The organism is Qipengyuania sp. ASV99 (assembly GCF_047872805.1).
Lineage (GTDB): Bacteria > Pseudomonadota > Alphaproteobacteria > Sphingomonadales > Sphingomonadaceae > Erythrobacter.
The window spans coordinates 56959-68838 of record NZ_JBLQUK010000015.1 but is presented as its reverse complement, the minus strand read 5'-3'; the positions used below and the strand labels follow the sequence as shown (position 1 = coordinate 68838).

The 11880-nt window shown below is 62.3% G+C and carries 10 protein-coding genes; 8 read left to right on the top strand and 2 right to left on the bottom strand.

Going from position 1 to position 11880, the window contains the following annotated elements; all coding sequences use genetic code 11:
• Nucleotides 1-153 precede the first annotated feature (153 nt).
• The 8 genes from ACM64M_RS13885 (at nt 154) to ACM64M_RS13850 (ending at nt 10280) form a co-directional block, all read left to right on the top strand.
• The gene (locus ACM64M_RS13885; RefSeq protein ID WP_416229304.1) at nt 154-2958 is read left to right on the top strand and encodes a 2-oxoglutarate dehydrogenase E1 component; all 2805 of its coding nucleotides are present in this window, start codon (nt 154-156) and stop codon (nt 2956-2958) included.
• A 31-nt stretch (nt 2959-2989) separates the two neighbouring features.
• Nucleotides 2990-4216 (top strand): 2-oxoglutarate dehydrogenase complex dihydrolipoyllysine-residue succinyltransferase, encoded by a 1227-nt coding sequence (gene odhB / locus ACM64M_RS13880; RefSeq protein WP_416229303.1) that lies wholly within the window; start codon nt 2990-2992, stop codon nt 4214-4216.
• 25 nt (nt 4217-4241) lie between these two features.
• A complete protein-coding gene (locus ACM64M_RS13875) occupies nt 4242-4997 on the top strand; it encodes a class I SAM-dependent methyltransferase (protein WP_416229302.1) in 756 nt (251 codons plus the stop codon).
• 101 nt (nt 4998-5098) lie between these two features.
• Nucleotides 5099-6502, top strand: a complete 1404-nt coding sequence (lpdA, locus tag ACM64M_RS13870) for a dihydrolipoyl dehydrogenase (protein ID WP_416229301.1) — start codon at nt 5099-5101, stop codon at nt 6500-6502.
• 4 nt (nt 6503-6506) lie between these two features.
• Nucleotides 6507-7493: a hypothetical protein gene (locus ACM64M_RS13865; RefSeq protein WP_416229300.1), complete on the top strand. Its 987-nt coding sequence runs from the start codon at nt 6507-6509 to the stop codon at nt 7491-7493.
• Between the two features lie 31 nt (nt 7494-7524).
• Nucleotides 7525-8883 carry an amidase family protein gene (locus ACM64M_RS13860; protein ID WP_416229299.1) on the top strand — a complete coding sequence of 453 codons (1359 nt, stop codon included), beginning with the start codon at nt 7525-7527 and terminating at the stop codon, nt 8881-8883.
• Between the two features lie 42 nt (nt 8884-8925).
• On the top strand, nt 8926-9606 hold the full coding sequence (locus ACM64M_RS13855; protein WP_416229298.1) for a PepSY domain-containing protein: 681 nt from the start codon (nt 8926-8928) through the stop codon (nt 9604-9606).
• Complete coding sequence (locus tag ACM64M_RS13850) at nt 9603-10280, top strand: trimeric intracellular cation channel family protein (protein ID WP_416229297.1); 678 nt, start codon at nt 9603-9605, stop codon at nt 10278-10280. The genes ACM64M_RS13855 and ACM64M_RS13850 overlap by 4 nt, the downstream gene beginning before the upstream one ends.
• Here ACM64M_RS13850 and ACM64M_RS13845 read toward each other — a convergent pair.
• Complete coding sequence (locus ACM64M_RS13845) at nt 10220-11095, bottom strand: hypothetical protein (RefSeq protein ID WP_416229296.1); 876 nt, start codon at nt 11093-11095, stop codon at nt 10220-10222. The genes ACM64M_RS13850 and ACM64M_RS13845 overlap by 61 nt on opposite strands.
• A 169-nt stretch (nt 11096-11264) precedes the next feature.
• Entirely contained in the window at nt 11265-11810 is a 546-nt protein-coding gene (locus tag ACM64M_RS13840; protein ID WP_416229295.1) for a hypothetical protein, read from the bottom strand.
• Nucleotides 11811-11880: the final 70 nt, after the last annotated feature.

The following is an 11880-nucleotide window of genomic DNA, read 5'->3' as shown; positions in this document are numbered from 1 at the left end:
CCCCCGGCGTGGGCCCCCGGGGGGGGGGGCGCCCCCCCCCCCCCCCCCCACCCCCCCCCCCCCCCCCCCGCGGCGCGGGGGGGGGGGGGGGGCGGGGGGGGCCCCCGGTTTGGGCCCCCCCCCCCCCACTCTCATCCCCCCGGATACCCCCCCATGAATAAAGAGACCGCAAGCTTCATCCCCCAAATGACCGATCAGGAAGGCCCGCAGCCGGGTCCGTCCTGGGGCAATGCGAAATGGCTCGATTCGGTCAGCGGAGCGGATGAGGACCTTGCTGCTGCGATGGACCCCACGCAGATGGCAATCGTGGTCGAGAAAGCCGCAGCAGCAGCGGGCAAGCCTGCCGATCCCAAGGCGATCGAGAACGCCGCGAACCTTTCCATCGCTGCAATGCAGCTGGTCCGGCTGTACCGGGTGCGCGGGCATCTGGCGGCTGAACTCGATCCGCTGGGCCTGTCGAACAAACGCGAAGTGCCCGAAGACCTGACGCTGGCGTTCCACGGGCTGGCCGGTCGAGAGCGCGAGGACGTCTATGTCGGCGGGGTGCTGGGCATGGAATGGACCACGGTGGGTGCGCTGGAAAGCCGCCTGCGCGAGGTGTATTGCGGCAATGTCGGCCTTGAATACATGCATATTGCCGACACCGAGGAACGGCGGTTCCTGCAGGACAAGTTTGAAAGCCCCGGCGATACGATCCAATTCTCTCCCGAGGGCAAGAAGGCGATCCTCGCCGCTGTGCTGCGCGGTGAGCAATATGAAGAATTTCTCGGGCGCAAATATGTCGGGACCAAACGCTTCGGTCTGGATGGCGGCGAATCGATGATCCCGGCTCTGGAAGCGGTCATCAAACATGGCGGCAGCGCAGGTGTGCGCGAAATCATCTATGGCATGGCGCATCGCGGCAGGCTCAACGTGCTCGCCAATGTGATGGCCAAGCCTTACAAAGTGATCTTTCACGAATTTTCAGGCGGCTCTGCCAATCCCGAAGACGTCGGCGGGTCGGGCGACGTAAAATATCACCTCGGCACCAGCACCGACCGTTCGTTCGACGATATTTCGGTCCACATGAGCCTTGTGCCCAATCCTTCGCATCTGGAAACGGTCGATCCCGTGGTGCTGGGCAAAACCCGCGCGCAGCAGGCAATCCGCGATGATCTGGAAAACAAGAAGCAGGTCCTGCCGGTTCTGATTCACGGCGATGCCGCCTTTGCAGGGCAAGGCGTGGTGTGGGAAAGCCTCTCGCTGTCTGGCGTGCCGGGATACGACACTGGCGGCTGCATCCACTTCATCATCAACAATCAGATCGGCTTTACCACCAGCCCGCAATTCGCGCGCTCCTCCCCCTATCCTTCCGACGTGGCCAAAGGCGTGATGGCCCCCATCCTCCACGTCAATGGCGACGATCCCGAAGCGGTGACCTTTGCCTGCAAGCTGGCGGTCGAATACCGCCAGCGTTTCGGCCGTGATGTGGTGATCGACATGTGGTGCTATCGCCGCTTTGGCCACAATGAAGGCGATGAACCCAAATTCACCCAGCCGCTGATGTATGAAGTGATCGGCAAACACCCCAAGGTCAGCCGCGTATACGAACAGCGCCTGATCGCAGAGGGCGTGATCGACGAAGGACACCGCGACAGTGTGGCGGCCGAATTTGTGGCGCATCTCGAAGAGGAATTCGCCGCCGCCACCAGTTATAAACCGAACGAAGCCGACTGGTTCGGCGGGCGCTGGGCGGGACTGAACAAACCCGCAGACGATGAAACTGCACGGCGCAATATCGAAACCGCGATCGAACCCAAGATGTTCGATTCGCTGGGCCGGGTGTTGACAAAGGCACCGGACAGCGTCGAGATCCACAAGACGCTGGGCCGCGTGCTAAAGGCCAAAGCCGACATGTTCGCAAGCGGTGAAGGTTTTGACTGGGCCACCGGCGAAGCGCTCGCCTTTGGCAGCCTCGTGATGGAAGGGTACGGCGTGCGGCTGTCCGGGCAAGACAGCGGGCGCGGCACCTTCTCCCAACGGCACGCCGTGTGGGTCGATCAAAAGACCGAGGAGAAATACATTCCCCTCACCACCCTGCCGCATGGCAAGTTCGAAGTCTATGACAGCACGCTGTCGGAATATGGCGTGCTCGGTTTTGAATATGGGTTTGCCATGGCCGACCCGAAATCGCTGGTGCTGTGGGAGGCACAGTTCGGCGATTTCGCCAATGGCGCGCAGATCATGATCGATCAATATATCGCCGCTGGCGAGGCAAAGTGGCTGCGCGCCAACGGCCTGGTGCTGCTGTTGCCGCATGGATACGAAGGTCAGGGGCCGGAGCATTCCTCAGCCCGGCTCGAACGCTTCCTGCAATTGTGCGCGAGCGACAATCTTCAAGTCTGCAACATCACCACCCCGGCGAATTACTTTCACGTTCTGCGCCGTCAAATGCTGCGGTCGTTCCGCAAGCCATTGGTCATCATGACGCCCAAATCGCTGCTCCGCCACGCATTGGCCAAGAGCACGCGCGAGGAATTTCTGGGTGAGCGCCAGTTTCGGCGAATCCTGTCCGACATCACCGAAGTGGCCGATGACAAGGTCAAACGGCTCGTGCTGTGTTCGGGCAAGGTCTATTATGACCTCCATGAAAAACGCGAGGAAGAGGGGCTGAAAGATGTCTCGATCGTGCGGATCGAACAGCTTTATCCCTTCCCCGGCGATCCGCTGGCGCTGCGGCTGTCGCGCATGACCAATCTCGAAACGGTCGCATGGTGTCAGGAAGAACCGAAGAACAACGGCGCGTGGTTTTTCGTCCAGAACCAGATCGAGGATGCGCTGACCGCCGCCGGGCACACGGGCAAACGGCCGGTCTATGCCGGGCGCGATCCTGCCGCATCGCCGGCCACCGGCCTCGCCAAACGACACGCAGAACAACAGGCGAAACTGGTCGCTGCTGCGCTTGGAATATCCAACTAATCTCATTCAGCAAAGCTGAGGAAACACGAAAATGGCCACTGAAATTACTGTCCCGGCTCTGGGCGAATCGGTCACCGAAGGCTCGATCGGCGAATGGCTCAAGCAGCCTGGCGATGCGGTCGCCGCTGACGAGCCGATTTGCAGCCTTGAAACCGACAAGGTCGCGGTGGATGTGCCCTCGCCCGTTGCAGGCGTGATGAGCGAACACCGGTTTGCCGTGGGTGACACGGTCGAAGTGGGCGCGGTGATCGCGGTGATCGAGGAAGGTGCGAGCGCATCCTCTGGCGCGTCTGTTACTCCAAAGTCGGATACGCCCGCTCCTGCACCGGCTCCGGCTACGGCCAAGGAAGCGGTGGGTGACGGCGCGGTCACGATGTCGCCCGCGGTGCGCCGCGCGGTGCTGGAACACGGGGTTGACCCCTCCACCATCAAAGGCACCGGCAAGGATGGCCGCCTGACCAAGGAAGACGTGCTGGAGGCAGCCAAGGCCAAAAGCGCACCGGCACCCGCGCCTTCCCCGACCCCCGCTACTGCTCCAGCCCCGGCTGCGACCGGCGAACGCCGCGAAGAGCGCGTCAAGATGACGCGGATGCGCCAGACCATCGCCAAGCGGCTGAAAGGCGCGCAGGAAGAGGCCGCGCTGCTCACCACTTTCAACGATGTCGACATGTCGGCGGTGATCGAGGCGCGCAACAAATACAAAGACCTGTTTGCCAAGAAGCACGACATTCGCCTCGGCTTTATGGGCTTTTTCGCCAAGGCCGCCTGCCTTGCGTTGAAAGACGTGCCGAGCGTCAACGCCTATATTGAAGGCGACGAGATCGTGTACCACGATTACGTCGACATCTCGGTTGCTGTTTCTGCGCCCAACGGCCTTGTCGTGCCGGTAATCCGCGATTGTCAGGATAAAGGCTTTGCCCGGATCGAAAAGGACATTGCTGACTTTGGCAAGCGCGCGAAGGACGGCACGCTGACCATGGCCGATATGCAGGGCGGCACCTTCACCATCTCCAACGGCGGCGTGTTCGGATCGCTGATGAGCACCCCGATCATCAACCCGCCGCAGAGCGCCGTGCTGGGCCTCCACCGGATCGAGGACCGTGCCGTGGTGGTCGATGGCCAGATCGTGATCCGCCCGATGATGTATATTGCGCTGTCGTATGACCACCGCCTGATTGACGGGCGCGAGGCAGTGACCGCATTGAAGATCATCAAAGAAGCGATCGAGGACCCGACCCGGATGCTGATCGATTTGTGATCGGGTGATGGAGGCAGGCTCCGCCATGCCGGAAATCCAATCCGCCTTCGACGAACGCCGCTACGCCGATTTCCTGCGCGACCGTTTCCCGGAATTCTGGGCGCGGTTTGGCGGGCAACCCGACTTCACCGGCAAGCGCGTGATCGATTTTGGTTGCGGACGCGGCGGGATGGTGCAGCGGGCGATGGAAGCCGGGGCGTCATCGGCGCTCGGGATCGAACTCAACCAAAGCTATGTTGATTTTGCGAACGGGAAAGTCGCCAGCCAATGGGACGGGCGTGTGCGGTTCGCCTGTCAGGACATCCGCGAGATGGAGATCGAACCCGCCGATATCGTCACCTCGGTCGATGTGATGGAACATGTGATGGACCTGCCCGAAACGCTTGCCGCAGTCGTTGATGCGTGCAAGCCGGGCGGGGAGATGTTCATCGGTTTCGCGCCCCTGTGGCATTCCCCCTATGGCCATCACCGGCTGATGAAAACGCACATTCCGTGGGCGCATCTGCCGCGCGGCAATCGCGCGTTTCTGGACCGGTTGGTTGACGACGATGGCAATTCGCCCGCAAGCATTCAGGAGCTTGGCTTTAACGGCGCGGTGCCAGCCGATTTCCGCGCGGCGCTCAATGGCTTGCCGGTCGATATCATATCCGCCCGCCGCAATATTTCCAGCCATCCGCTCAAATCGCTGGCGATGAAGGCAATGCTGTTGCCCGCCATTGTCCCGGCGATTGAAAAATACGTGACTATCGGAATTTACTGGCATTTGCGGCGCAAGAAATGACAAGTGCTGCGCCGAAAGTAGCAATGGCACTCTGCGCCCCTAATGCCTAAATGGGGCCGAACGAACATTGATACGCCATAGACAACGGGATCATTCGAACCATGGCTGACCACTCCTACGATTACGACGTTCTCATCATCGGTGCCGGCCCGGGCGGCTATGTTGCCGCCATTCGCGCCGCGCAGTTGGGCCTTAAGACCGCGTGCGTCGAAAGCCGCGAGACTCTCGGCGGCACTTGCCTCAATGTCGGTTGCATCCCCTCAAAGGCGTTGCTGCACGCATCCGAACTGTTCGAGGAAGCGACCGGGGGTCACTTCGCCACTTGGGGGATCGACGCCAAGGCCACGTTCGATCTGGACAAGATGCTGGCGGAAAAAACCAAGGCGGTGGGCGATCTGACCGGAGGAATCGAATTCCTGTTCAAGAAGAACAAGGTAACTTGGCTGAAAGGCCACGCCACGTTCGAGGACGCGCATACGGTCAAAGTCGGTGACGCGGTCCACACAGCGAAAGACATCGTCATTGCCACCGGTTCGAGCGTCACCCCCCTGCCCGGCGTCGAAGTCGACAATGCGGCAAAGCGGATCGTGGACAGCACTGGCGCGCTCGACTTGCCCGAAGTGCCCGAACACCTCGTGGTGATCGGCGGCGGCGTGATTGGGCTTGAACTGGGCAGCGTCTGGCGGCGTCTCGGCGCAAAGGTCACCGTGGTCGAATTCCTCGACCAGCTGCTGCCCGGCATGGACGGCGAAGTGCGCAAGGAAGCGCAAAAGATCTTCAAGAAGCAGGGCATGGCAATGATGCTCGGCCACAAAGTCACCGGAGCGAAAGCTGACAAGCAGGGCGTCAAACTGACGGTCGAGAAATCAGCGGGCGGAGATGAACAGGTGATCGAGGCCAGCCATGTGCTCGTCTCCATCGGTCGCCGCCCCAACACCGATGGCCTCGCGCTCGACAAGGCGGGCCTGTCGGTCAACAATCGCGGCCAGATCGAGATCGACCATGATTTCGCCACGCAGGTGCCCGGCATCTGGGCGATTGGCGACGTCGCGCCGGGCCCGATGCTGGCGCACAAGGCCGAGGACGAAGGCATCGCCGTTGCTGAGAATATCGCCGGACAGACTGGAATCGTGAACCACGATGTCATCCCCAGCGTCGTCTACACCACGCCCGAAATCGCAGGCGTCGGCCTGACCGAAGAAGAGGCCAAGGAACGCGGGAGCATCAAGGTCGGCAAATTCCCGATGATGGCCAACAGCCGCGCCAAGGCCAACCGCGACACCGATGGCTTCGTCAAGGTCATTGCCGATGCCGAAACCGACCGCGTGGTCGGCGTATGGATGATCAACAGCCTCGCCGGAACCATGATCGCGCAGGCGGCGCAGGCGATGGAATTCGGCGCTACATCCGAAGACATCGCCTACACTTGCCACGCCCACCCCACCCACGCCGAAGCCTTCAAGGAAGCGGCGATGGCTGTAACTGGCAAGCCGATCCATATGTGATGCCATGGCCCGCACGGTAGCCATCATCGGAGCGGGCCAGATCGGCGTTGCCGCAGCATATGCTTTTTTCGGCGCAGGGTGGGACATTACGATCCACTCGCGCACCCGGCCTCAATGGCAGGAATTCGCCCGAGAATGGCGCGAATATGTCGCCGGAAGCGATCCCGCGCCGGTAGCCGATGTCGTTCTCGACACCATCGCCTTCGATGCCGAGGATATGGAACGCTACGATCCCGGTGAAGTCGGGCGATTGGTCGTGATCTCGTCAGCCAGCGTGTATTGCGACGATATGGGCCGCACGCTCGATGAAGGACCGCTCAAGGGCTATCCCGAATTTGAAGGCAAGATCACAGAGGCACAGGCGACGGTCGCGCCGGGGCCGGAAAGCTACTCCACCCGCAAGAGGCGGATGGAGAACCGTGCGCTCGATCTGTTCGGGGACCGAGCGACGATCCTACGCCCTTGCGCGATCTACGGGAAATGGTCGCGGCATCCGCGCGAGTGGTGGTTTGTGAAACGGGTGCTAGACGGACGCGGGCGAATCCCGCTGATCTTCAATGGTTCCTCCCGGTTTCAGACCACCGATGTCGAGCAGATCGCGTGGACTGCTGTCGAGGCCGCCCGGCGAGATGTTGGCGGCGTATTCAACGTCGCCGACACGGACAGCCCGAGCGTGATCGAGATCGGGCGCGCCATCGCCGATTTCCTCGAACGCGAGGTGGATTTCATCTCAGTCGAGGGGACAGGGGCTGATCGGTCGCACGCCGTGGTCGATCCCAGGAACCTTCGCGGTGGACGGCTCGAAGGCATTGCATCTCGGCGAACCACAGCCTTTCCCCTATGCGGACCATTGCGGCCCGGCAGTCGCCTGGCTGGCCAGCCTCAACCCCGCCGACTGGCTTGCCGCCTTCCCGCAGCTTGCCGCCTATCCGTGGGATCTGTTCGACTACGAAGCCGAAGACCGCTTTCTCGCGTCGCTCTGACGCGCTAAGCCCTCGCGTTGAGAGAGGGGATCAATACACATGGCCTACCCGCAATTGACCGATAAGCCCGGCGCGCTTGAGACCGCGGCATTGATCCGTGCAGGCGATCTGAGCGTGACCGAGGCGGTTGACGCAGCGATCACGCGGATCGAGCATTTCGATGCCGAGATCGACGCGCTCGCCGTGCCCGATTTTGAACGCGCCGCCGCCACTGCAAAGCGGATGGACCGCGAAGGGGCAAAGGATAATCAGCCGCTGTTCGGCGTGCCGATGACGGTCAAGGAAAGCTTTGACGTCGAGGGACTGCAATCCTGCTGGGGTCACGCCGCGCATACCGATTATATCGCACCGCGTGACAGCGAGCTGGTCCGCAGGCTCAAGGCAGCGGGCGCAGTGATCCTGGGGAAGACCAATGTGCCCACCGACCTCACCGATTGGCAGAGTTTTAACCCGGTCTATGGCCGCACCTGCAACCCGCATGACACATCGCGTTCCCCCGGCGGATCGTCGGGCGGCAGCGCGGCGGCGGTGGCCTCGGGCATGGTGCCCTGCGATTTTGGCACAGACATCGGTGGATCGGTGCGCGTGCCTGCGCATTTCTGCGGCGTCTGGGGGCACAAGAGCACCTGGGGGCTGATCTCAAAGCGCGGCCACGATCATCCGATGCTGGCAAAGGCTCTAGGCTTTGTCGCCGCGCATGACGGCGTGCTTTCGATTGCCGGGCCGCTGGCACGCAACGCCGCCGACCTTGCCATGCTGATGCAGATCAGCGCGCAATATACGCTTGGCGCGCATGCAAAACCGCTTCGCCAATGCCGCTTGCTCGCTATTACCGAACATCCCGGCAGCCCCGTGGATGCAAGTGTGGCTGACCCGATCAAAGCCGCCATTGATGCTTTGCGCGCCGCCGGGATCTCCATCGACCGCACCAGCCGTCTGATCCCCGATCTCGAAGCGCAGCAGGCCGCCTATCTGCGCATGATGAACACTGCCATGGCGCGCGGGGCCCCCTCGCCCAGCGGCAAACATGCCAGCGCAGCCGACTGGTTCGACCTGCTCGACGCACAGGCCGCCAATGAAGCGCATTGGGCGCGGCTGTTCGAAACCTATGACTTTGTGCTCGCCCCGCCTGCTCCGGTGCTGGCAATCCCGCATATTGAAGGCTCGGTTTTTAGATCGACAGTCCGGGTGAACGGGCAGGATTTGCCTGCGGGCGGCGCGTTAGCATGGGCGGGACTGGCAACATTTCCCAATCTGCCTGCAACCGTCCTGCCGATTGGCAGCGGCACCTATGAAGGTGCCGAACTGCCCTGCGGGATGCAGGTCATCGGTCCGCGCATGGGTGATCTTGATTGCATTGGTGCCGCCGCCGCCATCGGGAAAATCTTGCACGGTTAAGCCGCCTTCGCCATGGGCGCAGGCATGGTAAAGAGACAAATCATGCAAACCCTGGCACGCTGGCACGTCTGGCTGGGCTGGCTGGTTGGCGTGCCGATCCTGATGTGGACCGCGACCGGACTGTTCATGGTCGCCAGACCGATCGAGGAAGTGCGCGGCAATCACTTGCGTCTGCCCGCCGATCAAGCCGCGCTTGTCATTGAAGGGAGCGAATGGGCGACGCCCGATGCGCAGCTCAGCGAGATCACGATGCGGATGCAAAATGGCCGCGCGGTGGCCATCCTGACCACCCTCGACGGCGCGACATCGCGCGTCGATGTCGCCAGCGGCGCGGTGCTGCCGCCGCTGGACGCTGCCTCCGCGCGGGCGATTGTCGCCCGGCGCATTTCGGGCGGTGACGCGGTGCGCAGTGTGACCCTGTTCAATGCCGAGGAAGTGCCATTCGATTTCCGCCGCCCGCTGGCTGTCTGGCAGGTCGCACTGGAGGATGGCACAAATGTCTACATCGGGCGCGACACCGCAGAGGTCGAGGCGGTGCGCACGCGGTGGTGGCGCTGGTTCGATTTCATGTGGGGCCTGCACATCATGGACCTGTCAGAGCGTGAGGATACCAACCACCCGATTTTGATCCTGTTTGCCGCGCTGTCATTGACGGGGGCAACCATGGGCAGCGTGCTGATGTTCCGGCGGCGCAAGACAGCGACCAAGGCCCGCGCGCTGTGAACGAGACCGTCCTCACTCCGATCCTCGACATACTCGACGTGGCGGGCCTTGCGGTTTTCGCTTTGTCTGGCGCATTGGTGGCTGCGCGTGAGCGGCAGACATTCGTCACCATGGCGTTCTTTGCGCTGGTAACGGGCGTGGGCGGAGGAACCGTGCGCGACCTGCTGATCGATGCGCCGGTGTTCTGGATAACCGATCCGTGGGTGGCGGCCATCTGCCTGTCCACCGCGCTGATCGCGTGGTTCACCCCGGTGCGGATGTGGGAAGGCAAACTGCTCGATTATGCCGACGCGCTTGGGCTGGCGGCCTATGCGGTGCTGGGCAGTGCAAAGGCGCTGGCTTACGGAATCCCGCCCGTGCCCGCCGCGCTGATGGGGATCATCACCGGCTGCGTTGGCGGCGTGATCCGCGATGTCGTCGCGGGTCGCCCTTCAATCATCATGCAGCCCGAACTTTATGTCACCGCCGCCGCGCTCAGCGCCGCACTGACAGTCGCGGGGATGCAATTGCCGCCGGGGCTGAACATCGACAATGGCTTGATCTGGGGAGCGGCGTTTGCCGCCGGATTTGCGCTGCGCGCCGCCGCCATCAGATTTGAGCTGGGCCTGCCGAGTTATGGCTCGACAGCGCCATCGGACCATTCCGCTTCGCCAGGGAGCGGTCCGCCGGGATAAGCGGGCAATGGCTCGCCGGTCTCATCGGGGACCCGGTACACATTTGCGCCCATCGCCGCGCGGGCATCGGCATAACGGACGTCGGACAATTGACCATCTGCGCTGGCATAGTCGCTGGCATAGTCGCTGGTATAGTCGCTGGTATAGTCGCTCGAGTAGACACCAGTGCCGTCCGCGCTGCCTTGGAACCCGCCGCCGTAATCAATGTCGGAAATTCGGCCGTCATTGCCAATCTGGCAGGTGAAGCCCGCGCCGTTGAACAAGGTGCCCGACACCACCCAGCCCTGCGCCAGTCGGCGTGCCCCATCGACGCTGTCCACGCGGACATCGCGCTCGATTTCGGTGAGGCATTGCGAAACAGCGCTGTCGATACCCGACCCATTGCTCGCGCGCGGATTGGCGCGGCGGTCATCATAGCGGCGGTCATCATAGCGAACCGTATTGCGCTGACGTTCGACCACCACAACATCGCGTTCGCGGCGGCGGTTGTTGCTGGCTGCACTCGCGATTGCGGCAATGCCGCCCAGCACCAGCACACCTGCGAGCACATCGCCGCCATCGATCCGGTCACGCCGCCAGCCGCGCCGTCCGTACCAGCGACGCCCGCGCCACTCGGCGGTGTCTGCCTGTTCGTCATAGCTGCTGGAGCCAAGCTGGCCTTCAAACGCGCCGTCAGCGTTGATGCTGGCGAGCGCTGCGGTGGCGTATCCGGCTGTGTCATGGGTTGATGCAGCGGCTGCCTGCGCCGGAGCAATTGCCATCGACGCAGCGGCAATGACGCCAACATATGCTCCGACCCGTGCTGTGTGAGCCATGGTGTTTCCCTCCTGTTGTGCGCGATATTCAGCGCAGGACAATGTGCAGGTGAGCGGCCACCAATCGCTCAAAGCCCAACGCAAATAGGCGGCTCAGGCTTGCGCTTGCCTGAACCGCCCGTTTACCATGCAGTGATGCCACCAGCCTCGCCTTTGGCGCGGCCAAGGATCACCGCAGTCCGTTTATGTTGTCAAAATCAATCTGCGGGCGGCCGCGGCCATCAAAATGACAGGTGAAGCGGCCACGGTCGAAATTGCGGCTGCCATAATTGCGCGAGCCCTGGACTTCCAGCCGTCCCTGAACGCGAAAGCCATAGCGGGTGCGGTCAATATCGCGAATCTCGGTGACATTGGCATAGCGCCATCCGCCAAACCTCTGCGCCTGACGCTCGGCGGCGTTGATGCAGCGTTCGACCGCGCGCTGTCCATCGCCGCGATAGCCGCGATTGTTGTGGTAATTTGCGCGATTATCGTAGCGATTATCGTAGCGATTGTCCCGGTAACGGCGGTCATTGTCGCCGTCAAAGGCACCGGCCAGCGCGGCGATCCCGCCAATAATTACGGCTCCTGCGATCACATCGCCAGCATCCACGCCGCCGCGATCACGGTAACGGTGGTTATCGGCCATGGCCGGGGTTGCGGACGCCAGGGCCATCGCGCCAGCCGCGACAGTCCCGAGCGCGCCCTTGGTGATGGTCTTTTTCAGATCAGTCATGTCGGTTCATCCTCGGGTTGGCAGTGACGGAAGAATTTCCGTTCACTGTGAATCCCTTTTAGATGAACGA